Here is a 23588-nt window from a genome sequence, read left to right as displayed (position 1 = left end):
GGACAGGTAGGGGTCATGGACCACCAGGGAACAGCCGAGGAACGGTTTCGTGCGTTGCACGAGGACACGTTCGCCGACCTGCTCCGCTTCGTCGAGCGGCGGGTGCCGCCCGACGAGGCTGAGGACATCGTTTCGACGGTTTATCTGACCGCCTGGCGTCGCCACGCCGAGCTGCCGGAGGACGCGCGGCCCTGGCTGTTCGCCGTGGCCCGCCGGACCATGGCGAACCAGACACGCGGCTGGTTGCGGCGCCGGGCCCTCGACGTGCGGCTCACCGCGACCGAGCAGCACGAGGTGCCCGACGGAAGCTCCGGCACAGCGGCGCGGCTCGACCTTCAGCGCGCCTGGCGCTCGCTGAGCGCCGCCGACCGCGAGGTGCTGGCGCTGGTCGCCTTCGACGGCCTGACCGCCGACCAGGCCGCCACCGTGCTGAACTGCCGCCGCTCGGCGTTCACCATGCGTCTCGGACGGGCCCGCAAACGGCTCCAGAGCGCGCTCGAACCCGCCACCCCTGCCCACCCCCGCACCCTCCAGGAGCTGTCATGAACGACCTCGAAGAACTCGCCGTCCTCGACCCCGCCCGCCACAACGAACCCACCCCTGCGCAGTGGGCCCGCTCCCGGAACTTCGTCGAGCGCACCATGGCCGGCCGGGCCGCCTCCGCCCCGGTGCGGCGGCGCTGGGTTGGCGCGGGAGCCGTCACGGTGGCCGCCGGCCTGGTCGGCGCGGTCGTGATCCCGTCGCTGATGCCCGGCGTAACCGGAAAGGCCGTCGCTTCCTGGACCGCCGTGCCGACCGCGCGCACCGGCGACCAGGTGCTGCCGCAGGCCGAGGCGTGCGGGGCCAATGACGTCAGCGGCAGCTCGACGAAGGTGAGCGCATCCGACGTGATCCTGGCCGAGCAGCGCGGCGACGCGACGATGCTCATCATGCGCAAGACCAACGGCCACATCGTCGAGTGCCTGGGCGTGGGCGACGACCGGTTCGCGTCGATGGGCCTGACCGACGGCACGCCCCTGCCGCCGCCGCCCGCCGGCAAGCTGACGCTGGAGACCCGCAGCTCCTACGGCGACGGCGACGACATGTTCTCGAACATCGTCGGCCTGGCCGGTCCCGGGGTCACCAGCGTCGAACTGCGCCTCAACGACGGCGGCACCGTGCACGCCAGCGTCAAGGGTGGTTGGTGGGGCGCCTGGTGGCCGGGGCCCGAGGGCGGCGAGGGAACCGACGAGTTCACCGTCATCGCCCACAGCGCGAGCGGCGACACCACCTACCTCCCCACCCAGATGCCGTAGCGTTATTGATCTTCGGGGGCGAGGCGCACGCGGCGGAGGAGCTGGGCGTTGAGGGCTACGACGATCGTCGAGGCGCTCATCATGATGGCTCCCACGGCCGGGCTCAGGGTGAAGCCGGTCCAGGCCAGCACCCCGGCGGCCAGGGGAATGGCGACGACGTTGTAGCCGGCGGCCCAGGCCAGGTTCTGGATCATCTTGCGGTAGGACGCCCGGGACAGCTTGATCACGCTGGTCACGGCCCGGGGGTCGGACGAGGCCAGCACCACGCCGGCCGACTCGATGGCCACGTCGGTGCCGGCGCCGATGGCCAGGCCGACGTCGGCTCGGGCCAGGGCAGGGGCGTCGTTCACGCCGTCGCCGACCATCGCCACGGTGAGGCCGCGTCGCTGCAGGTCGGCGACCGCCTTGTCCTTGTCGGCCGGCAGCACCTCGGCGAAGACCTCGTCGAGGCCCAGGTCGGCGGCCACGGCCTCGGCCACGGGACGGGCGTCGCCGGTGATCATCACCAGCTTTCCGATGCCGTGGGCGCGGAGCTGCTGGAGCGCCTGGCGCGCCTCGGGGCGGATCTCGTCCTCGAGGGCGAACGCGCCGATCACCTGCGGACTACCCTCGCCCAGGCGGACCAGGTGCAGCACGGCGGCTCCGCGGCGGGACCAGGACTCGGCGGGGGCGAGCAGGTCGGCCGGTGGTTGTGCGGACAGTTCGCGGAGCAGGGCGGGACCGCCTACGGCGTAGGTGGCACCGTCCACGGTGGCCTGGACGCCGCGGCCGGTCAGGGAGCGGAAGCCGGTTGCGGTGGCGGTCAGGTCGCGGTCGCGGGCGACGGTGACCAGGGCCTTGGCCAGCGGGTGCTCGCTGTCGCTCTCGACGGCGGCGGCTGCGCGCAGCACCTCGTCCTCGGTGTGGCCGGCGGTGGCGGCAATGCCGGTCACCGTGTGGGCGCCCTTGGTCAGGGTGCCGGTCTTGTCGAAGAGAACGGCGTTCACGGTACGCATCCGCTCGAGCGCCAAGCGGTCCTTGACCAGGATTCCGGCTCGGGCCGACAGGGCCGTGGACAGGGCGATCACCAGCGGGATGGCCAGACCGAGGGCGTGCGGGCAGGCGATGACCAGCACGGTCACCGTACGCACCACGGACTGGTCGAGGCTGCCGAGCGACCACCACGTCACAAAGGTGATCAGGCCGGCCGCCGCCGCAACATAGAACAGCCAGGCGGCGAAGCGGTCGGCCAGCACCTGCGCCCGGCCACTGGCCGCCTGGGCCTGCGCGACCAGGCGGCCGATGCCGGCCAGGGCGGTGTTGTCGCCCACGGCGTCGACGTCGATCCGGACGGCCGAGTCGGTGGCGACCGTGCCCGCCACTACGCGGTCGCCCGGCGTACGGGAAACCGGCCGGGACTCTCCGGTGATCATCGACTCGTCCATCTCGGCCGTGCCCTCGACGACGCGCCCGTCGGCGGGGACCCGGCTACCCGAGCGCACGAGCACGCGGTCGCCGACCTTCAGGGCCGATACCGGTACGTCCTCGGTCGTGCCGTCGTCCTTCACGAGCGTGGCCTCGTCGGGCAGCAGGGCGGCCAGCGCGGAGAGGGCGCCTTGGGCCTGGCCGATCGCCTTCATCTCCTGCCAGTGGCCCAGCAGCATGATCGTGACGAGGGCGGCCAGCTCCCACCAGAAGTCCAGCTCGAACAGTCCCACGCTGGTGGCGAGCGAGGCGGCGTACGCGACCGTGATGGCCATCGCGATGAGCAGCATCATGCCGGGGGCGCGGCTGCGGATCTCACTGACCGCGCCGGTGAGGAACGGCCGGCCGCCGTAGAGGAACACGAATGTGCCGAGCACCGGGCCGACCCACGTGACGCCGGGGAAGTCCAGCGAGTAGCCGAACCACTCCATGACCATGTCGCTGGTCACGATGATCGGCACGGTGAGGGCCAAGCTCAGCCAGAACTTCCGCCGGAAGACCGCCGGATCATGCCCGGCATGACCTCCGTGCCCGCCATGGCGGCCATGCTCGTCATGGCCGGCCATGGCTCCGCCCGCGGGCAGGCCGGGCTCATCGTGGCGGTGCTGATCGGACGGCGCATGTGGGTGTGTCTCGGTCATGGCTACCCACCTCCCTTCGTGAACCTATACCCCCAGGGGGTATAAAGTCACGAGCCGGACGACGGTCCAAGAAATGGCGTGCAGCACATTGGATGTATCCGGCAGTCGACCCTGGCCGCGGTGGGCCCGGGTCTTCCTGGACCGCCGGAGCAAGCCGGCGGGGGACGACGACGACTCTTCGGCAATCCGCCCGGCGAGGCCGGGTTCAAGGGTGTTCGCATGCCGTACCGAGCCGGCCGTGCGACCCTTCGGGGATGCGCATCACGGCCCTGTACACGCACCCGGTCAAGGGGTGTCATCGCGTCGAGCGTGCCGCCGCCCGGGTCGAGCCGTGGGGCCTGGCCGGCGATCGCCGGTGGGCGATGGTCGACGCGGAGGGCGTCGCCATCACCCAGCGCGACGCGGCTGTCCTCACCCAATTGACAGTCACGCCCCGGCCCGGTGGCCTGCTGCTGAACGCGCCCGGTCTGCCGCCGCTGGCGGTCGATGAGCCGGTGGACGGGCCCGAGGAACACGTGCGGGTGTTCCGCCGCAAGCCTCCGCTGCCCGCCCGCGTGGCCGAGAAGGAGTGGAGCAGCCGGTTCCTCGGCTGCGACGCCCGGCTCGTCTGGCAGGCCGACCCGTCCGGGCGGTCGATCGAGTCCCACGCCCGGCCCGGCGAGCCCGTGAATCTGGCCGACGGATTCCCGGTGCTGCTGGCCAACGAGGCCTCGCTGTCGGCGCTCAACGACTGGCTGGCCGAAGCGGGGGAGGAGCCGGTGCCGATGACCCGGTTCCGGCCCAATCTGGTGGTCGGCGGGGCCGAGCCGTGGGCCGAGGACGGCTGGCTCGGCGGCCGGCTGCGGATCGGCGCGATGACCTTCCGGGCGGCCAAGGAGTGCTCGCGCTGCCTGGTCACCACGATCGATCAGGAGACGGGGGAGACCGGCCGGCAGCCGCTGCGGGTGCTGGGCGAGCGGCGGCGCTTCGAAAACGGCCTACTCTTCGCTATCAATCTCATTCCGGATCAAACGGGCGAATTGCACGTCGGCGACCTGGTGGAGGTCCCGACCGGGTGAAGCAGGCCACCCGAGTCTTAGGAGTGTCTTAGGAAAGTGGCGCTGCGGTCGCCGTCCGCGCAGGATCGCTGACCGTGACCGCTTCTCGTCTGTTCTCGCCCCGCTGGCTCGCCCTCGGTGGCGCCGGCGTCCTCGCCGCCGTCCTCGGAGTGGCGCTCGTGCTGCAGAACAGCGGCTCGGCCTGTGCCGCCCCGCCGTCCACCTCGGCGGCCAAGGGGAAGGCAACGTACTTCTTCATGGAGGGCACGCTCGGCAACTGCTCGTTCCCGAGCGTTCCCGCCGACGACCTCTACGTGGCGCTCGGGCAGAAGAACCAGTACTCGAACGGCGCTGCCTGCGGCACGTACATCGACGTCACCGGGCCCAAGGGCAAGGTTCGTGTCAAGGTCATCGACTCCTGCCCGGAATGCCCGGTGGGTCACCTCGATCTGAGCCTCACGGCGTTCAAGAAGATCGGCAAGCAGTCGGACGGGATCATCCCGATCACCTACAAGGCGGCGCCCGGCGCGGCGGTGCCCGGGCCGATCTCCGTACGGGTGAAGGAAGGCTCCTCGCAGTACTGGCTGAGCGTGCTGATCGACAACCACTCCAACCAGCTGGCCTCGGTGAGGATCGCCGGCAAGGGCGGCAGCTTCAAGTCGGCCGCCCGCGAGGACTTCAACTACTGGACGCTCCCGAGCGGCGTCGGCAACGGCCCCTTCAAGGTCAAGATCACCGATGTGTACGGGAACTCGGTGACCGCCGGCAACATCAAGCTGGCCGTGGGAAAGACCCAGAAGACGACGGTCAGACTGGCCGGCAGCATCAAGGCGCAGCCCGAGAAGGCCAAGGCGACCAAGAAGGCCGTCAGCAAGAAGGCGACGCCGAAGCCCACCGCGACCACGGCGTCCCCGAAGCCGAAGGCGTCGTCCTCGTCCGCGGCGGCTCCGCTGCTCGAGTCGACGGTCGAGGCGGCGCCGCCCGCCGTCACTCAGCCGGCGGACCTCGACGCGAATCTGGCCGCCAACACCCCCCGCTGTTCCTGACAGTTCCCCACCGCACCCGGCCGGACGCGATCTCCCCGTCGCGCCCGGCCGGCTGCGATCAGGGCTGCAGCGGGCGCCAGAGCAGGTACTCGTCGCGATCGTCGCCGGGGCCGACCCGCAGCGCTCCGGGGATGCGCCCGACCTGCTGATAGCCGAGCCGCTCGTAGAACTTCTCGGTGCCGGCGCCCCCGCGCACGGTGACCTGGAGGGCTTCGAGGCCCAGGTCGCGGCCGAGCTTCTCGGCCTCGCGCATCAGGGCGGCGCCGTAGCCGCGGCCCTGATGCCCCGGGGCGACCATGACGCGCTTGAGCACCCGCCAGTGCTCCTTGAGCGCGAACTGGTTGCTGACGACGAAGAGCAGGGCGACCAGTTCGCCGTCGTCGAACCCGGCCAGCAGATGATCGATGCCCGCTTCGACCGCCGTGAAGGCGGCGTGCGCGACGGGCGCGACCTGCGTACGGGAAACCGGCGCGACGAAGCCGACCGCCCCGCCGGCGTTGGTGACCTCGACCCAGAGCGCGACGATGCCCGCGCGCAGGGCCGGGGTCAGCGGCGGATCCACTGCGAACTCGATTGCCATGCCGCCATCATTCGCCAGTGCGGAAGGGGGGACTTGAACCCCCACGCCCTTTCGGGCACGGGCACCTAAAACCCGCGCGGCTGCCGATTACGCCACTCCCGCCCGGGCCGCCCACCGGGCGGCCACGTGCACCAGAGTCTAGACGGTCGAGGGCCGGATCGAACGGGCCGGATAGGCACGGCGGCCGCCTCGCGGATCATGCCGCGTGACAGCCGCCGTGGTCAGAGGGGACCGTCAGAGGGCCCTGCCGTAGAGATCGGCCGCCGTGGGACCGACCGTAGGGTCAGTCGATGCCAAGATCGCGCCGCAGCTTGGCGACGTGGCCGGTGGCCTTCACGTTGTAGAGCGCCCGCTCGACGACGCCGTTCTCGTCGATCACGAAGGTCGACCGGATGACGCCCATGACGGTCTTGCCGTAGTTGTTCTTCTCGCCGTACGCGCCGTACGCCTTCAGCACGCTCTTGTCCTCGTCGCTGACGAGAGGGAACGTGATGGCGTCGCGCTCGCGGAACTTGGCCAGCTTGGCCGGAACATCGGGGGAGATGCCGACGACCTCGTAGCCGGCCGCCTGCAACGATCCCAGCGAGTCGCGGAAGTCACACGCCTGGGTGGTGCAGCCGGGCGTCATCGCGGCCGGGTACGCGTACAGCACGACCTTGCGCCCGCGCAGGTCCTTGAGGGTGAGCCGGTCGCCGTTGTCGGTCGGCAGGCTGAACTCGGGCGCGGTGTCGCCGGCGGAGAGGCGAGCGGTCTCAGTCATGCCGAAGACGATAGACCGCCGGTCCGCAAGCGCGACGAAAAGCCCGCCCGGCTCACACAACTAGGCCGCGGGCGCGGGCTCGGGCGTACGGGCCGGGACAGCGGCGTGCATCCGCAGCAGGCCGGTCAGCGCCAGCCCGGCGCCGAGGCCGAGCGACAGCACGACCGCGAGCCGCACCGCCCAGCCGGGGCCCGTCGTCGGCACCACGGCGGCGAAGAACACGCGGGTCTCGTTGAAGCCGGCGAACAGGGCGACCACGGCCCCGGTGAGGGCCAGGTAGAACGGCGGGTGGCGGTAGGCCGCCGCGAGCGCCATCAGGCCGGCCAGGAACAGCACGGGCGAGGGCGTCGTGCCGTCCAGCAGACTCATCACTCCGTACGCCAGGGGAGCGAGACCCGCGACCAGGGCGACCGCCAGCACGGATCGCGGCCACCGATAGGCCAGGGCCGCCGCCGCGAGACCGGCCAGGGCCGCGCCGGCCCACCACAGCCAGGCCACCGGCGGCGGTTCCCAGTCGAGCGTGCCGCGGATCTCGTACGCCGTGGTCTGCACCCGCAGCGGCACGCTCCAGTCCCGCAGGCGGTGGCTGCGCGACGGGTCGGCGACTGCCTGCGGCGGCACGGAAGGGTTCAGCCACTGGGTCCGCTGGTCGTGCCAGCGCACCGTCGTGGAGCTGGAAAGCTTGCGCCACGAGGGCGGCGCGGTCACGTCGGCGGTCGCGGGCACCGGCGTGTCGCCGTTCGCGGTCTCGTTGAGATAGGCGGCCGGCGAGTTGACGTTCTGCCACGTGCCGTCGGGCCGGACCTCGAGGTAGGGCTCGTCGGCGTAGCCCAGCACCTCGACCGGGCGGCCCGTCTCGTTGGACAGTTCGAGCCGCGCCCCCGCCTCGACCGCGCGCACGGAGACGCCGGGCGCGGAAACCGCGGTCACCGCCGTCCGGTACGCCGTGGCGCCCGGGATGTCGCCGGCGTGGGCGAACGCGGGGGTGGCCGGCACGAGCACCGCGCCGGCCACCGCCACGATCAGGGCGAACCGTCTCACCCGGCGGCCGCCGTGACGGCCTGGGTGAAGATCTCGGTGGTCGGCAACGTCTCGTTGGGGCCGGTCACCTGCTTGCCGTTGACGACGATGGTCGGCGTGCCGTTGAAGCCGCGCGACGAGAACGTCTCGGTGGCCTTGGTGACCCACGAGTCGTACGTCTGGTCGTTGACGGCCGTGGCGAAGGAGTCACCGAGCCCGACCGACTTGCCCAGCTCGATCAGCTTGGCGTCGTCGAGCCCGTCGCTGCCCTCGGCGGGCTGGTTCTCGAAGAGCACGTTGTGGTACTCGAGGAACTTGCCGTCCACCGCCGCGGCGGCCGCGGCCGCGGCCGCCCGGGTCGAGTACTTCGTGCCGTTCGACGCCCGGTCCAGGATGGACACCGGGTGGTAGCGGACGGTGACCTTGTTGTCGGTGACCAGCTGGGCGATGGCCGGACCGGTCTGCTTCTCGAACTCGTTGCAGATCGGGCACATGAAGTCCTCGTAGATGTCGACGGTCACCGGCCCCGACCCGACCGCGAACGCCGTGCCCTCGTCGACCGCCACACTGGGCGTGCTGCCCCCGGAATCGTCCTGATTGGCGAGGACGCCCCAGCCGATCAGGCCGGCGATCAGCAGCACGGCGACGACGCCGACCGACGTCCAGATCGTCACCCGGCGGCGGCGTTCGGCCGCCTTCTGCTGTTCGACGATCCGCTTGGCCGCCGAGCGGTCGCGCCCCCGATTACCCTTGCTCATCTCTCTCCCAACAGAACACCGTCGAGCGAGAACCTGGACCTCGGCTTCCAGATCAGAATGCCGGCCAGCGCCAGGAAGCCCACGTCGCGCAGGATTTCCAGGCCGTACTGGGCGGTGCGCCCGCCGGTCAGTTCCCCGCCTTTGCTGAAGCAGCCACAGTCGATCTGCAGCCCGCGCGCCCAGGCCGAGATGATGCCGGCGATGAAGATCACCATCAGCGCCGCGGCGATGATCGCGCTCAGCCGGGTCGCTATGCCGATCAGCAGCAGCAGGCCCAGTGCGATCTCCAGGAACGGCTGTACGGCCCCGATCACCTTGGCGGTGTCGTAGGACATCAGGTCGTACGCGTTCACCGCGCGCGCCGAGGCGGCCAGGTCGGTCACCTTGAGCCCGCCGGCGATCAGGAAGACCGCCGCCAGGCCGAGACGCGCGAGGGTGGAGATCCACGGCCAGGCCGCCGCGAGCCGGTTCGGCTGCTGCCTCAAGTCCATGGTCACGCCCGTTAGTCGAAGCAAATGTCGCGCAGGTTCCCTCAAGTGTGCTGAGGTTTGCCTGGGAACTGCCTGATCAGACGGCTCTCGCCTGAGAGACGGCGGTTACCAGCTCGTCACGGGCACGCGCGACACGGGACCGGATGGTCCCGACCGGGACATCCTCTACCTCGGCCGCCTCGGCGTAGGAGAGTCCAAGGACCTGTGTCAGCACAAAAGCGGTACGACGTTCCTCGCCGAGGCGGCCCAGCAGATCGGCCGTGGTGAGCCGGTGGGCGGGGTCGGGTGAGGACGACGCCGTCCAGGCCTCGGCGGTGAGGCGGGCGTCGAGCCGGCGGCGGCGGATGACCGTGCGCAGGTGGTCGGCGCAGGTGCGGCGGGCGATGCCGAGCAGCCAGGTGCGCGCCGTGGAACGGGCCTCGAAGGCGGGCAGCGCCTTGAACGCGCGCAGGAACGTGTCCTGCGTCAGGTCGTCGGCTGCGCCGGGGTCGACGAGCGCCGCTGTGAACCGCCAGACCTCGGCCTGGGTGGCGCGCACGAACGCCGCCAGGGCGGCTTCGTCACCCTCGCGGGCGGCGAGGGCGAGCGCGGTGATTTCGTCCAGGCCGTCCATGGCCCGACATCGTACGCCCTCGGGCGCTCCGGCCACCCGTGGTGGGCACTGAGCGATCCGATCGGGCAGCATGTCGGGCATGACTGTTGATCGGCGTCGGTTTTGTCGCGGTTTGGCGGCTCTGGCAGGCTTGTTGATCGGGTTCTTCGCCGTTCTCGCCGGCCCCGCCGCGCCCGCGAGCGCCCATGCCGCGCTGGCCAACAGCGACCCGGCCAACGGGACGATCGTGCCCGACGCCCCGAACAAGATCACGCTCAACTTCACCGAGTCGGTCCAGCTGCTCAACGGCAAGATCCAGGTGCTCGCGCCGGACGGCTCCCGCGCCGACCAGGGCGAGCCGGTCGCCGAGGGCGGCACCGTCACGATCCCGCTGCGCTCGGGTGGCGGCCGGGGCACCTACCTGGTCAGCTACCGGGTGATCTCGGCCGACAGCCACCCGGTCGGCGGCAGCATCACCTTCTCGGTGGGCGCCGCGTCGGCCACGCCCGCGGCGACGATCGACGACGAAACGGTCGACCCGGTCGTGCGCGCGCTCATCCCGGTCGGCAAATATCTCGGGTACGCCGGTCTGGTGCTCCTGGTCGGGCCGGTGCTCGTGCTCGCGCTGCTCTGGCCGCACCGGCTCAGCCGCCGCGGGCCCGGCCGCCTCGTGTGGCTCGGGCTCGGGCTCGTAGCGTTCAGCACCCTGGTGGCGATCTGGCTCCAGGCGCCCTACTCGACCGGGTCCGGGCTCTTCGACGTACGGGTGGGCGACCTCCGCGACGTGCTGGGCAGCACGTTCGGCGCGATCATGCTGGTGCGCCTGGGGGTGATCTGCGCGGCCGCCCTGCTGCTGCGACCCCTGCTGCGCGGCACCGGCAACGACTCCAAGACCGACCTGGCCCTGCTCGGCGTGCTGGGCGTGGCCGCCCTGGCCACCTGGCCGCTGACCGGGCACCCGACCGCCTCCCCGGTGGCCGGCGTGTCGGTGGTGGTCGACGCGATCCATCTGGCCGCCATGGCGGTGTGGCTGGGCGGGTTGGTCATGCTGGTCGGCTTCCTGCTGCGCCAGGCCGACGAACGTGAACTCGGGGCGATCCTGCCGATCTGGTCGCGCTGGGCCGCCACGGCGGTGGCGGCGCTGATCGTGGCCGGTGTCGTGCAGGCGCTGATCGAGGTCTCGTCGCTGGACGGGCTCTTCTTCACCACGTACGGCCGCCTGATCCTCGTCAAGGTCGGCTTGGCTGCCGTCGTGCTGGTCATGGCCTACTTCTCGCGACGGCTGGTGCGCTCGAAGGCGGCCGAGGCCGAGCCGAAGGGCCTGCGGCGGGTGGTGTGGGCCGAGCTGGCGGTCACCGCCGTCGTGCTCGGCGTCACCTCGGCCCTGGTGCAGATCCCGCCGGCGCGTTCGGCCGAGGCGTCCCAGACCGCCGGCGTCTCCACCACGGTCACCAAGACGCTGACCGACAACAAGATGGCCCTGCAGATCGACGTCTTCCCGGCCGCGGTCGGCAACAACAGCATCCACCTGTACGCCTACACGCTCGACAACAAGCCGCTGACGGTGGTCGAGTGGACCGCCACGGCCGCGCTGACGGCCAAGGGCATCGAGCCGATCGAGGTCCCGTTGCTGCGGATCACCGACTTCCACGCGGTCGGCGACATCGCCCTGCCCGCCGCGGGCGAGTGGACCTTCAAGGTCACCGCGCGCACGAGCGACATCGATCAGTCGACGCTCTCCACGACCGTCACGATCAACTGAGTCTCACTTCTATCAGCGAGTTAGCCACTATTTGACCACTTTGGGGTTATTTGGACTTGTATGGTCGGGCCGTTACCGCCTGAGCTTTGAGGGGAGAAGCGATGCGGGTGTTCCGGACCATCCTCGGCATGCTGGCGCTGACCATCGGTCTGCCGTCGCTGCTGGCCGGCGCGGGCCTGTGGGCCGCCATGCAGCACCGCGACGAGGGCGGCGCGTTCAGCGGCCGGTTGCAGCAGCTGTCCACGCCCGGCTACGCGCTCGTGATCGAGGACGTGGACGGCCTGCTGCGCTCCGACGCGCCGTTCGCCCGCCTCGGCGACACCCAGCTGCGACTGCTCGGCCAGACGCAGAAGGGCCCGGCGTTCTTCGGCCTCGCGCCCACCAACGCCGTGCGGGATTACCTGGTCGCCGTGCAACACAGCAGGGTTCGTACGGTCGACATCGGCACCGGCGCCCTGCCGGTCGCCACGACGATCGTCCCCGGCACGACGGCGCCCCGCGTCCAGCCCGGCCAGGCGCCGTTCTGGACCCGCGCGAACAGCGCCGGCCAGATCTCGTGGACCCCGTCCGAGGTGCGGGGCGGCCCGTACAGCCTCGTCGTGATGAGCGCCGACGCCACGCCCGGCGTGCAGTTGCGGGCCACCGCCGAACTGCGTCCCGGCTGGCTCAACTCGAGCGCCTGGGGCCTGCTGACGCTGGGCACGCTGCTCGTGATGGTCGGCATGGTCGTGCTGGCCTGGCCCGCGCGCCGCCGCGAGATCGTCTACGTGGTCGAGCCGAGCCAGGTGCCCGACCTGATGCGCGCCATCGGAGCCCCGATGCCGGCGCTGCCCACCACCAGCCGTCCCGTCGGAGCCCACCGGCCGCGCTCGCTGGCCGACGCCCACCCCGGCCCGGCCCCGGCCGTCATGGCCTGGCCGCCGGCGCCCGCGCTGACCGCCGCAGCGATCTCGTCGCCGGCCGCCGCCCCCGGAGTCCCGCCCGACCCGGCCGAGTACGCCGCCGCCACCGCGATCCCGGCCCGCCAGCCGGCCCCCGGCGAGCCGCTCCAGTACCTGGGGGCGGGCGCGGCGCCGCTGCCGCAGGGCGAACCGTCGACCGACCAGTCCGCCACCCGCCGCCCCGCCGCGAAGCGTTCCACGCCGGTCCCCGGCGACATCCCGATGTTCCAGCCCTCCGCCGTCGAGGCGTGGGTGGCGGAAACAGCGCCGGTCCGGGCCCGCGAGACCGAGGCTCAGGCCGCCGCCCGCCTGGCCGAGGCAGCCCGCCGCCGAGCCGCCGCCGGCGCTGACCGGCCCGGTGCGGCTTCTCCCGCTTCCCCGCGTACGCCCATGGCCGCGGACGCGGCCGCTCCGGTGGCCGATCCGGCTTCCCGCGCGGGGGCCGCGGTCTCGGCTGCCGCGGCCGCGTCGATCGCCGCTGCCAGCGCTGCCACCAAGGTGGGCGCTCGTGCCGCTTCCGCGGTCGACGCTCCGGCCTCGGATGATTCCGCTGCCCAGGCCTCCACCGAGACGGCCGCCCCGGCCGCAGCCACGACTCCTGCTACGGCGGCTCCTGGTTCTGCTAGCACGGTTTCTGCTTCTGCTGCGGCCGCTCCGGCCGCGCCGGGCTCCGCTGCTGCTGCGCTGGCTGCCGCGGGTTCCGCCCCGGGCTCTGCTGCTGCGCCGAATTCGGCGCCGGGCTCCGCTTCCGCGGCGCCGGGCTCCGCTCCGGCCGCGCCGGGCTCCGCTGCTTCCGCTGCCGCCGCGCCGACGTCCACGGGATCCGGTCCGGGCTCTGCTGCCGCTGCGCTGGCCTCCGCTCCGGGCTCTGCTGCCACAGCTTCTCAGCCCGGCGCCGCGGCACCGGGCGCGTCCAACGAAGACCCGGCCGAGGTAGGCCACCCAATCGACGCCGTGGCCGCCGCTTATGCGGCCGGCGCCGCCGACGCCCGCGCAATCCGCGAGGATGCCATGGACGAAGGCCGCGACCCGCGGATGGCCAACCAGAAGGTCTTGGTGGTCACCGGCCCCGGCGCCACCGACTGGTCGGCGACGGGCATGCCCCGCACGGACCCACCGCGAGCCGGACGCCAGTCCGAGCCCGCAGGTCGTCCGTCCTCCGGCCGCCGCCCCTCGCCCGGAGGCCGTCCCGGCCGCCCGTCGCCCACCGGCCGAGGCCCGTCCCCGGACCGCGAAGCCGCGGACGCACCCAGCCCGAACCCGGGCGTGGCCCCGACTCCGCCGGCTGATGCCGGCCACCCGGCTCCCGGCCGCGACGAAGCGCCGGCCGGCCCCGCCCGCCGACCTGGCCCCCCGTCCGCATTCCCCGGCCGCCCAGCGACCGGCGCCGGTCGTCCGGTCGCCGGCCCGGCGGGCGCTCCCAACAGCACGCGTGCTGGCACCGGCGGCGCGGGTGTTTCCGACCGTGCGACTCCCGATGCCGGTCGCGGGGGTGTTTCCGACCGTGCCGGTGCCGGTGGCACTGGTGCTTCGGACCGTCCGGCTGCCGGTGCGACCGGCGTTTTCGGCAGTGCGGCTGCAGGTGCCGCTGGCGCGGGTGCTTCCAACCGTCCGGCAGCCGCGGCGGGTAACCCGGCGGGTGCCTCTGATCGTCCGGCTACCGGCCCGAATGACGTGGCGGGCGTTTCTCGCGGTGCCTCTGTCGGCGGCGCTGCTTCTGATCGTGCCGGTGGCTTGGCAGGTGCTTCCGACGGTGCGGGCGGCACGAATGCCTCCGGCCGCCCAGAAACTGGCGCTGGTCACCCAACGGCCGACGCGGGTCGCCGGGTAGCGCCCGAGCCCACCCTGGCCTCGGCCGCCGCCGACCAGCGGACCTCTTCGGCTGACGCGAGCCGTTCCGCTCCCGCAGCCGATGCGGGCCGTTCGGCCCGGGCAACGGACGCGAGTCTTTCGACCCCTGCCGCGGACGTAACGCCGTCGGTTGCCCCAACCACCAACCGTCCGAGCTGGGCGGCCGGTCTGTCCCGCCCGTCTCCGGCAGCCGGCCGGTCGGCGTCCGTAGCCAACGGCAGCGCTGCTCAGCCGGCAGGCTTCGACGCGGGCCGTGGCAACGCCGGTGAAGCGACCCACCCCCGTACGTCTGGACCGACCAGCCCGGCCATGACTGATCCCGCAGCGTCGGCGAACTCCGACCCGGCGACCCGCGCCTCGGACACGAACCGTCGGGCCGGCAACGGCTCCCGCGCTGACGCCGACCGATCAGCCGGTTCCGGAACCCCGGCCGACGGCTTCCGGGCCGGTGCCGATCGCAGCGCCGGCACCGAATTCCAGGCCGACGCGGGTGTCGCAGCTGACGCCCTCAGCCCTGCGAGCGCGGGCCGGGCCGGCGCGCGGACCGGCGAGTCGCCCCGGGCGGCCGCCAAGAACGGCACCGAGCCGGCCATCCCATCCGCCAGTGGGGTCCGCCCGGCAGCGGGGGCCGGCACCGAGCAGGTTGCCCGGAGCAACCGCCCGGTGCCGGCTTCCGAGCCGCGCACCCGGAACCGGACGGTCGGCACACCGTCCGCAGACGTCGACGAAGCGATTCCGGCAGTCGACGCGGGCAAGCCGGTTGTCACGGCGCCCGCCTCGACTGAGGACGCCCGTCCGGCGACTGCAGCGGCCGACGCCGGTTCGCCGGCGGCCGATTCGGCCGGTCCCGAGCGGGCGGAGAAAGGCGACGAGGAGTCCGGCTCCGGAACTGCGCACGCCACGACCGCCCCGGCGCCGCCCCGGCCCACCGTTCCTCGGCCGCCCGCTCCGACGCGTCCGATCGTGCCCTCGCCGGCGCGGCCCGGAACCTCGGAGCAGCCGGCCGACGGCGGCGCCGTGAACGGCGGCGGGGCGGTTCGGCCGGGCAGTCCGGTGCCGGCCGGGGCGTCCGCTTCTCAGCCGTCCGGGGCCCGGATCGCGGGTGCGGCTGCTACCAACGGCGTGTCGCAGGCGACGGCTCCGGGGCACCGCGCAGAGGCGTCGGCGGTGACGCACGCCGGCGACCGCGTGGAGGCGTCGGCGGTCACGGACGCCGGCGACCGCGTGACCGCTGACGAGTCACATGTTCTCGCCACGGCGTCGGGAGATGACGGGGTGGGTTCGGCCGGGGGCGGTGCGGCCAACGGCCGTACGCCGGGACCGGGCAGTCCGTCCTCGGACAGGACGGACGTCGGTGGGTCGCCGGGTGGGGCCGAAGAGCACGAGGCGCCGGGAGCCGAGCGTGACCCGGTCGAGGGACGGCCGGCGGCCTCTTCCCCGCACCAGCGGTCCAAGCCGACGGCGGCCACCGCCGACGACGAGCCGGTGGGCAAGGAGTCCGGGCGCCGGGGCGCGGGGCGGCCCGAATCGGAGCGGGACCTCATGGCGCAGGCGCAGAGCCGGACCGAAGGGGGCGTGACGTCTTCGTTCTCGGGACGGCTGCCCGGCGGCGGCGCGGGACGGCCGGCGCCCGCGGCGTGGCGCAAGGCCGCTCAGACGGTGGCGGCTCGAGCGGCCGCGGCGGCCGAAGCCGGTTCGGAGCCGGCTGCGGACACGCTCGACGACGAAACGGCCGTACCCGCCAAGACGGCCAAACCGAAGGCCAGGACGACCCGTACGCGAACCGCGAAGCCCAAGCCCGACGCGGAGGCCGAGGCCGAGAAGCCGGCCAAGTCCGCCGCTGCGGCGAAGACGAGGTCGACGACGGCCAAGGTCCCGGCGGCCAAGGCGACCCCCGCGAAGACCCGGGCGACGGCCAAGCCCGCCACCCCGGCCAAGCCGGCCGCCCGCTCCACCGTCAAGCCGGCGACCGCAGTGAGCCGCCCCACCCGCCCGGCACCTGACGTGCCGGTGCGCACCAGCACGGGGGCCATTCCGGCCGGTAGCGGCACCCCCGCCGGCTGGCTGGCCGCGTACCAGAAGGAAGCGGCCGAACTGCTCGCCGGCAACACCGAGCGTCGCCGCCGCCGGATCACCGCGACCGGCGCTATCAATGAGCACCAGGACGAGGACCAGGAACGCCCGTCGGCCCGTCGCCGCCCGGCGCCCGGGGCGCAGCCCGAAAGCTGATCCTCGAAGACCCGAACCGGGCCCTCCGCGCTGCCTGCGCGGAGGGCCCGGTTCCGTGTCCGAGCAAGCACAGCTGAAAGGGCCCTCCGCGCTGCCGACGCGGAGGGCCCTTTCCCGGGGGAACGGAGTAACCGATAGGGGGCTTCGTCCGTTAAGCCCAGTTTAGCCGTTTAGCAGCACGAGTGGGAGTTCATCGCCCGAAAGCGGACAAAACACGTGGCTGCGAGGGTTGTGTCCGCACGGGTGTCCCGAAAAGACGAGACACCGGTCCATGCGGTCGCGGCGTAGGCTGTCCGGGTGGCTGATCATTTGGTGTGGATCGACTGTGAGATGACGGGCCTCGACCTGGGCAAGGACAAGCTCATCGAGGTGGCCGCGCTCGTCACCGATGCCGATCTGAACGTGCTGGGCGAGGGCGTCGACCTGGTCATCCACGCCGACGACGCGGCGCTCGACGCGATGCCGCCCGTGGTGCGCGACATGCATGCCAAGTCCGGGCTCACCGAAGAGGTGCGCCGGTCAGCGATCACCATGGCCGAGGCCGAAGAGGCCGTTCTCGCGTACATCCGCGAGTTCGTCCCCAACCCGCGCTCGGCCCCTCTGTGCGGCAACTCGATCGCCACCGACCGCGGCTTCCTGGCTCGCGACATGCCCGCGCTCGACTCGTTCCTGCACTACCGCATGATCGACGTCTCCTCGATCAAGGAGCTGTGCCGCCGCTGGTACCCGCGCGTGTACTTCGGCCAGCCGGCCAAGGGTCTGGCCCACCGGGCGCTGGCCGACATCCGCGAAAGCATCCGCGAGCTCGAGTACTACCGCCGCACGATCTTCGTCCCCCTGCCCGGCCCCGACGTCGAGTCGGCCAAGGCGATCGCCGCCGAGCTGTAGCGTCGCGGGGCTGCCCAGCAGGGCAAACTGGTCACCCGACCGTGCCGGTAACCCGCTGGACGGGCACCGCCGGAGTTCGGCTATGCTTGTCCGGCACCACGGGGTTGGTTCCTCGTGCGCAATGGTGGTCGTAGCTCAGTTGGTAGAGCACCTGGTTGTGGTCCAGGGGGTCGCGGGTTCAAGTCCCGTCGATCACCCCAAGCGGTAACGAAGGCCCGGTCACGCTGACCGGGCCTTCGCTTTTTTCCGTACGGCGATTCGCAGCGCAGCCCGAGGCCGAGGCCCACGACGAAGCCCGTGCCGGGGCCGCGCGATGCAGGTGAGCATCCGGCCACGCGGATCGACCGGACCGATGAGTTCGACCGTCGCGGCGGGTCATCAGAGCACACCGAACTCACGGAGCGGAGAATCCCATGATCGAGCTCAGCCCGGATCGAGCCCGCCGGGCGATCGTCGAACACACGGGCCGTATGGCCGAGGCGGCCGCCGCAGCCGGGCCGGGTGCCGCCGTGCCGACGGCCCCGCAGTGGACCGTCACCGAACTGGTCGAGCACGTCGGTCAGACACAGAACTGGGTCGCCGAGATCATCGAGCGGCGCGTCACCGATCCGGCCCGGCTGCCCGCGGAGATGGCCGTCCTCCCCGTCGATTCCCATGACTGGCCGACGTGGCTGTCGGAGTCCGCGCAACGGGTCGTGGACGCGTGTTCCGACGACGCGCTCGACGCGCCGGTGTTCAACGCCGCGGGCGACGAACGGACCGGCGGGCGGTTCTGGCTTTCCAGCGTGCTCAACGAGACCGTCGTCCACGGCTTCGACGCCGCCGCCGCGGCGCACCGGCCGCCCGACATCGAGCCGGACGTCGCCGCGGCGCTCATCAGCAACCACTTCGCGATGCTGACCTCGCCCACGTGGCAGATGTACCGGTCCGAGTCCGCCCACGCGATCCGGGGCGCCGGCCAGACCCTGCAGTGGCGGGCCACCGACACCGCGGAAGGCTGGTTCGTCGAGCGGCGGCCCGATGGGGCGACGTGGCAGCCCGGCACCCGGAAGGCCGACGTGACGGTGACCGGCCCGGCCCAGTCGCTGCTGCTGATCCTGACCCGGCGACTGCCGCTCGCCGGCCACGGAGCCGTCGACGGCGACGCCGCCCTCGCTCAGCACTGGCTCGATCACACGGCCCATGTCGCCGACTGAACAGTCCTCAGTGGAGCACGGTGTGCAGGGCGTTGAGCAGGTTCTCGCTCTGGAAGGGCTTGTGCAGCAGCGGCGCGTCGGCCGGTAGCTCCTCGCCGCCGGGGGCGGAGCCGCTGGTGTAGCCGGACATGAAGACGACCGGCAGGGCGGGGCGGATCTTCCGCAGTTCGGCCGCCAGCTGGGTGCCGTACATGCCCGGCATGATGATGTCGGTCAGTAGCGCGTCGAGCTCGAGTCCGTCGTGGACCAGGCGCAGCGCTTCGACCGGGTCGTCCGCGGCGTGCACCTCGTAGCCGGCCCGGCGCAGGATGCGGCCGACGATGTCGCGTACGCCGTCCTCGTCCTCGACCACCAGGATGCGGCCCGTCGTCGAAGGGGGCCGCCTCACCAGGGTCGAGGCGGGCGCCGCGATCTCGGCCGGGGGCAGGCAGATGCGCAGCGTCGTGCCCTCGCCGGGCCGGGAGTCGAGGCTGATCGTGCCGCCGGCCTCGGTGATGACGCCGTACGCCGTGGCCAGGCCCAGGCCGGTGCCCTTGCCGCGTCCCTTGGTGGTGAAGAACGGCTCGAAGGCGCGTGCCGCCACCTCGGGCGGCATGCCCCGGCCGCTGTCGATGATGGACAGACAGACGTGGCCGGTCTCGCGCACCACCTCGGTCGACACCGTCAACCGGCCGTTCGACGGCATCGCCGCCCGCGCGTTCATGGCGGCGTTCATGATGACCTGTTCCAGCTTGCTGCGGTCGATCGTGATGCGCGGCAGGTTCAGCGACAGCATCGTGGTCAGCTCCACGTCGTCGCCCAGCGTGCGGGACAGGACGCGCTGCATGTCGGTGGCCACGACGTTCAGGTCGAGCAGTTCCGGGCGGGACGGTTCGAGGCCGCTGAAGATGAGCAGCTGGCGGGTCAGACCGCTGCCGCGCGCCGCTGCCTGCTCGATCGCCAGCGCGTCGGCGTGCAGTGCGTGGTCGGGGCCCAGTTCCTCGTTGAGGATCGTGGCGTAGCCGGAGATGACCGCGAGGATGTTGTTGAAGTCGTGGGCGATGCCGCCGGCCAGCTGACCCAGCGAGTCGAGGCGCTCGGCCTGGCGCAGCTGCTGTTCGGTGTGGCGGTGGCGGCGGCGTTCGGCGGCCTCGTGCAGTTCCCGCTGCACGGCCGGGGCGAGCCGGGTCAGACGGTCTTTCAGGACGAAGTCGCGAGCGCCCGCGCGCATCAGGTCGGCCGCCTTCTCCTCGCCGACCTGGCCCGAGACGAGCACGAAGGGCAGGTCCGCGTCGTGCTCGCGGACCTGGACGAGCACGTCCTCCGCCCGTACGCCGGGAAGGTTGTAATCGCAGATGACCACGTCGACCGGTCGCCCGGCGAGCGTGGCCGTCACCTCCTCGGAGGTCTCGGCCCGGGTCAGCCGTACCGGCAGGCCGGCCCGGGACAGCGAGTGCCCGATCAGCACGGCGTCGTCGTCGTTGTCGTCGACCACGAGCACCTCGATCTGCGCTGCCGTCATCGCAGCTCCCAGCCGGCCGGTCCGGGGGTCAGGCTGAAGCGCACCACCGCACCCGCGCCGGGCTCGCCCGACGCGGTGATCTTGCCGCCGTGCCGGGCCACGATCCGCCGGACGATGGCCAGGCCGACACCGGTGCCCTCGAACTCGGCGGCCAGGTGCAGCCGCTGGAACGGGTCGAACATGCGGTGCGCCTGGCGGGGTTCGAAGCCGGCGCCGTTGTCGCGCACCGCGTAGACGTCGACGCCGTCCTGGCGTTCCGAGTCCAGCTCGATCAGCGCGTCGGGCCGCTTCGCGGTGAACTTGTGCGCGTTGCCGAGCAGATTCTGCAGCACCAGCCGGATCAGCTGCGGGTCGCCCGGCGCGACCAGCCCCTCGGCGATGGCGAAACGCACCGGACGGCCCGGATCGGCGGCGGTCAGCTCGGCCGCCACCTCGCGGGCCAGGGCGCTGATGTCCGTGGTCTGCCGGTGCAACTGCGACCGCGCGGCGTGCGACAGTTCCAGCAGGGCGTCCATCATCTCGGTCATCCGTTCGACGTTGGCCCGGATGCGCTCGAGGTAGCGCCGGCCCTCGTCGTCGAGGCCGGCCGCGTGCTCCTCGAGCAGGATCTGACTGAACCCCTCCAGGCTGCGCAGCGGCGCGCGCAGGTCGTGCGACACGGAGTACGCGAACGCGTCGAGCTCCCGGACCTGCTCCGCCAGCTCGTCGTGAAGATCGCGATGCCCGGTGGTCATGGTCGCCTCACCGCCCGTCTCGCCCGCCAGACCGGTCTTCCGAAGATACGCGCGGATCACACCAAAAATGAGCCTTTTACGCATTCCGGCCCGGCGGGCTTACGGATCCACCATGGACGGTGGTGCTGAACGGGATGGCGCCGGCAAGGCACTGAGCCCTTCCAGCAGCCGCGAGGCGTCCTCGGTCAGATCGCCGCCGGGGAAGTCCGGGAAGTAGCCGTGACGCCGGGTCCACCAGCGGACGTACCGGTCGAGCTGGCGGCGCGTGGAGTCGATCGGCACGGGACCCTCGGCCCGGCGGGCCAGCTCGGTCAGCTGGCGCTCCGCCTGCGGCAGGGCCGGGGGCAGACCGGCCAGCGGCGCGAGCAGATAGAGCTCGGCCAGTGAACCGGGCGCCCAGATGTCGTCGTCCGCCTCGGCCGCCTCGACAGCGGCGTACCACTGACCGGGCCGCCCGATGCGGCCGGTGAGCGCCGCCTCGATCGAGAGCGCCTGCACGCCGTGCCAGTGGTGGGAAAGACTGCTGGTGAAGCCCCGCAGGTACCAGCGGCGGGCCTCGCGCAGGGCCCCCCGGGCTCCGTCGGGATCGTCGCGACGGAACGAGAGTTCGGCGTACCGCTTCTGGGCGCTGCCGAGGATGCCGAAGTTCTCGAGCCGGGCCGCCTCGGCCGGCGCTGCCTCGCCGTCCCCGACGTAGCGGGTCAGCGAGGCGATCCGCGACCGCAGTTGCTCGGCCACCGTCTCGAACGCGGCCGGGTCGGTGACGCCCTCGTTGACCAGCCTGTCCGACCACAGCTGGGCGGTGCGCAGCGACGCCATCTCGGCCTGCATCGCCACCTCGTACAGCCTGTCCTGGTAGTCCTCGGGCAGCTGCACGTACGCGACCAGGCTGGCCCAGTCGTGCTTGGTGTCGGCGCCCTCGGTGTGCAGCCGGCGACGGGTGCGGTGCAGGGCGGTACGCACATCGCCGCCGGCCAGCAGCTCGCCGTAGAACTGCCGGGCGAACGTGATCGAGCCGGCGAAGGTGAGCGGGAACTGCGAGGCCAGCACGACCGGCACGCCGGACTCGTGCAGCTCGTGGGCCAGGCTGCCGCCGCCGGTCACGCTGTTCGACTGGTTGCCGCCGTCGCACACCGCGAGGGTGACGACGACCGGGCCGGGCTCGATCGACTGGATCACCGCCCGCAGGTCGTCCGGCGTGACGTCGGCCCGTGTCTTGTCGTCGTCGGCGAACAGCGCGACGCCGAACTCGGGCTCGAACTGGTCGCCGACGTTGCTGCCGTGGGCCAGCACATGCAGGTGGGTGTACGGGCGGCCCTCGGCCACGGCAGCCCGTGCGGCCGCGGCGATCCGGCCCAGGCTCGCGCGGTCGAGGGTGGTCAGCACGCGGCGGTTGTCGCGGACGGCGTCCTGCATACCCTCGATCGGCAGCGGCTCGCTCCACGGCTTGAGCGCCTCGCGCAGCGCCGTCCGGTGCTCGCCGACCGGCACCGGCTTGCCCGCTCCGGGCAGGGAGGCGGCGGCGAACAGCACACGCGGCGTCGACCACCAGACGTGGCGGGTGCCGTGCAGGCCGGTGCGCACCCGGCGGGTCAGCACGAGTGGGGGATCCGACACCGCGAACACCGGGCGGTCGTCGGCGTCCCGGGCGAGTTCGAACGGCAGGGCGCTCAGCTCGGCGGCGTTGGTCACCAGGTCGATCTGGATCGGCTCGTTCGGGCTCTCGCAGACACCCAGCACCTGGGTGACCACCTCGGCCAGGTCCCGCAGGGCCGCCTCGCGGCGGTCGGCGTCGTTCTCCATCTCGTACCGGAGGTGGTCGAGCCGGCGCAGGAAGTCGCTGTGGCGGATCGGGATGTGCACCTCGGCGACCGGCTCGTTGCCGCGCGCCCGCAGGTAACGGTCGCCCATCCGCAGCATGCCTGAGTCGGGGGAGTCGAAGCGGAAGAACTCGATCAGCTCGGACCGCATGTCAGAGGTCGTCCTCCGGGTCGCCCGGGGCCTCGTACTCGATCTCGTCGTCCGGCTCGCCGGTGTGCAGGACGTCGGTGCCGCCGGTGAGCTGCCGCAGCTTGAACAGGCGCAGCCCGACGACGCCGGTCGCGCCGATCACCTCGAGGCCGGCCGCCGACTCGCCGGAGAGCGTGATGCCGCCGGTGGCCTTGCCCAGCTCGAGCAGGCGCAGCACGTCGGCCGTGGCGCTGAGCTCGAAGGTCGAGTTGGCCTTGCGCGACGAGATGACCGTGCAACCCTGGCCCGTGTACGTCGAGAAGACCACCTTGTGCCGGCGGCGCCAACCCTCGACCTCGCGCAACGCGGCGCCGACCCGGGCGACATCCTCGATCGAATCGACGGTGAGCACGGGCGCGTCGACGTAGAACGAATCCGACGCCGAGAACTCGATGCGGATCGAGGCCTCGAGGTCGACCTGCGGGATGTTCGGCACCTCGGCCCCGGCGACGAACCTCGTGACCCGTACGCCGTCGGACCGGAACCGCAGCCGGGCCGACGGGCCCGAGGCGGTGGCGAAGGTGATCCCGTACTCGGCGATGTTGCCCGTCTTGACGAAGACACCGCCACTGATCACGCCGTAGTCGCCGAGCGCGAACGTGTTGGTCACGGGCACCCACGCCGCGTGCACGTCGAGCTCGGAATGCAGAATCTGGCCGAACTTCCTGGCGGTGCCCATGCGGCTCATCCTGGCCCGCTCCGCGTCCGTGCACAACGGACCGGCCGGGGAATATGATCCGCGCGCTATAGATTGGCAGCCATAAATGGGCGGTGCGAGGGTGCGTGCCATGC

Annotated in this window: 19 protein-coding genes and 2 tRNA genes; 9 read left to right on the top strand and 12 right to left on the bottom strand. The window is 72.2% G+C overall.

The genetic code is table 11. The features are described 5' to 3' along the window. The first annotated feature begins 15 nt into the window (after positions 1 to 15). Positions 16 to 546: an RNA polymerase sigma factor gene (locus tag LXN57_RS24620; RefSeq protein ID WP_251800537.1), complete on the top strand. Its 531-nt coding sequence runs from the start codon at positions 16 to 18 to the stop codon at positions 544 to 546. Further along, positions 543 to 1295, top strand: a complete 753-nt coding sequence (locus tag LXN57_RS24615) for a hypothetical protein (protein ID WP_251800536.1) — start codon at positions 543 to 545, stop codon at positions 1293 to 1295. Before LXN57_RS24620 ends, LXN57_RS24615 begins: the two co-directional genes overlap by 4 nt. 2 nt (positions 1296 to 1297) lie before the next feature. Here the strand turns inward: LXN57_RS24615 and LXN57_RS24610 are convergent, their stop codons facing one another. Next, positions 1298 to 3325, bottom strand: coding sequence for a heavy metal translocating P-type ATPase (locus LXN57_RS24610; RefSeq protein ID WP_251800591.1), 2028 nt, complete (start codon positions 3323 to 3325; stop codon positions 1298 to 1300). A gap of 329 nt (positions 3326 to 3654) precedes the next feature. Between LXN57_RS24610 and LXN57_RS24605 the strand changes: the two genes are divergently transcribed. Further along, complete coding sequence (locus tag LXN57_RS24605) at positions 3655 to 4458, top strand: MOSC domain-containing protein (protein ID WP_251800535.1); 804 nt, start codon at positions 3655 to 3657, stop codon at positions 4456 to 4458. A gap of 74 nt (positions 4459 to 4532) precedes the next feature. Continuing rightward, entirely contained in the window at positions 4533 to 5483 is a 951-nt protein-coding gene (locus tag LXN57_RS24600; RefSeq protein WP_251800534.1) for an expansin EXLX1 family cellulose-binding protein, read from the top strand. Positions 5484 to 5541: 58 nt separating this feature from the next. Here LXN57_RS24600 and LXN57_RS24595 read toward each other — a convergent pair whose 3' ends face one another. The 7 genes from LXN57_RS24595 to LXN57_RS24565 all read right to left on the bottom strand — a co-directional run bounded on the left by LXN57_RS24595 (position 5542) and on the right by LXN57_RS24565 (position 9705). Further along, positions 5542 to 6063: a GNAT family N-acetyltransferase gene (locus LXN57_RS24595; protein ID WP_251800533.1), complete on the bottom strand. Its 522-nt coding sequence runs from the start codon at positions 6061 to 6063 to the stop codon at positions 5542 to 5544. Positions 6064 to 6081: 18 nt separating this feature from the next. Continuing rightward, a tRNA-Leu gene (locus tag LXN57_RS24590) sits at positions 6082 to 6165 on the bottom strand. Positions 6166 to 6346: 181 nt separating this feature from the next. Next, complete coding sequence (gene bcp, locus LXN57_RS24585; protein ID WP_221382936.1) at positions 6347 to 6823, bottom strand: thioredoxin-dependent thiol peroxidase; 477 nt, start codon at positions 6821 to 6823, stop codon at positions 6347 to 6349. A gap of 60 nt (positions 6824 to 6883) precedes the next feature. Further along, positions 6884 to 7864, bottom strand: coding sequence for a hypothetical protein (locus LXN57_RS24580; protein ID WP_251800532.1), 981 nt, complete (start codon positions 7862 to 7864; stop codon positions 6884 to 6886). Then, entirely contained in the window at positions 7861 to 8601 is a 741-nt protein-coding gene (locus tag LXN57_RS24575; RefSeq protein ID WP_251800531.1) for a DsbA family protein, read from the bottom strand. The genes LXN57_RS24580 and LXN57_RS24575 overlap by 4 nt, the downstream gene beginning before the upstream one ends. Continuing rightward, positions 8598 to 9092, bottom strand: coding sequence for a MauE/DoxX family redox-associated membrane protein (locus tag LXN57_RS24570; protein ID WP_251800590.1), 495 nt, complete (start codon positions 9090 to 9092; stop codon positions 8598 to 8600). The genes LXN57_RS24575 and LXN57_RS24570 overlap by 4 nt, the downstream gene beginning before the upstream one ends. A 76-nt stretch (positions 9093 to 9168) precedes the next feature. Continuing rightward, positions 9169 to 9705 (bottom strand): sigma-70 family RNA polymerase sigma factor, encoded by a 537-nt coding sequence (locus LXN57_RS24565; protein ID WP_251800530.1) that lies wholly within the window; start codon positions 9703 to 9705, stop codon positions 9169 to 9171. A gap of 70 nt (positions 9706 to 9775) precedes the next feature. Between LXN57_RS24565 and LXN57_RS24560 the strand changes: the two genes are divergently transcribed. From LXN57_RS24560 to LXN57_RS24540, 5 genes are all read left to right on the top strand, one after another. Further along, positions 9776 to 11446 carry a copper resistance CopC/CopD family protein gene (locus LXN57_RS24560; protein WP_251800529.1) on the top strand — a complete coding sequence of 557 codons (1671 nt, stop codon included), beginning with the start codon at positions 9776 to 9778 and terminating at the stop codon, positions 11444 to 11446. A gap of 101 nt (positions 11447 to 11547) precedes the next feature. After that, the gene (locus LXN57_RS24555) at positions 11548 to 16467 is read left to right on the top strand and encodes a hypothetical protein (RefSeq protein ID WP_251800528.1); all 4920 of its coding nucleotides are present in this window, start codon (positions 11548 to 11550) and stop codon (positions 16465 to 16467) included. A gap of 297 nt (positions 16468 to 16764) precedes the next feature. Further along, positions 16765 to 17355 (top strand): oligoribonuclease, encoded by a 591-nt coding sequence (gene orn / locus LXN57_RS24550; protein WP_285904667.1) that lies wholly within the window; start codon positions 16765 to 16767, stop codon positions 17353 to 17355. A 124-nt stretch (positions 17356 to 17479) separates the two neighbouring features. Beyond that, positions 17480 to 17555: transfer RNA gene (locus LXN57_RS24545), tRNA-His, on the top strand. 213 nt (positions 17556 to 17768) lie between these two features. After that, entirely contained in the window at positions 17769 to 18551 is a 783-nt protein-coding gene (locus tag LXN57_RS24540) for a maleylpyruvate isomerase family mycothiol-dependent enzyme (RefSeq protein WP_251800527.1), read from the top strand. Positions 18552 to 18558: 7 nt separating this feature from the next. On the opposite strand, the gene LXN57_RS24535 is transcribed toward LXN57_RS24540, so the two are convergent. The 4 genes from LXN57_RS24535 to LXN57_RS24520 all read right to left on the bottom strand — a co-directional run bounded on the left by LXN57_RS24535 (position 18559) and on the right by LXN57_RS24520 (position 23475). After that, positions 18559 to 20052, bottom strand: a complete 1494-nt coding sequence (locus LXN57_RS24535; RefSeq protein ID WP_251800526.1) for a response regulator — start codon at positions 20050 to 20052, stop codon at positions 18559 to 18561. Further along, positions 20049 to 20786 (bottom strand): sensor histidine kinase, encoded by a 738-nt coding sequence (locus LXN57_RS24530; RefSeq protein ID WP_251800525.1) that lies wholly within the window; start codon positions 20784 to 20786, stop codon positions 20049 to 20051. Before LXN57_RS24530 ends, LXN57_RS24535 begins: the two co-directional genes overlap by 4 nt. Before the next feature lie 99 nt (positions 20787 to 20885). Then, positions 20886 to 22757, bottom strand: coding sequence for a CHAT domain-containing protein (locus tag LXN57_RS24525; protein ID WP_251800524.1), 1872 nt, complete (start codon positions 22755 to 22757; stop codon positions 20886 to 20888). A gap of 1 nt (position 22758) precedes the next feature. Continuing rightward, positions 22759 to 23475 carry a hypothetical protein gene (locus LXN57_RS24520; RefSeq protein ID WP_251800523.1) on the bottom strand — a complete coding sequence of 239 codons (717 nt, stop codon included), beginning with the start codon at positions 23473 to 23475 and terminating at the stop codon, positions 22759 to 22761. Positions 23476 to 23588 lie beyond the last annotated feature (113 nt).

The organism is Paractinoplanes hotanensis, from assembly GCF_023717965.1.
Taxonomy (GTDB): Bacteria; Actinomycetota; Actinomycetes; order Mycobacteriales; family Micromonosporaceae; genus Actinoplanes; species Actinoplanes polyasparticus.
Note: the sequence above shows the minus strand (reverse complement) of the source record. Positions and strands in the feature narration are given on the sequence as shown.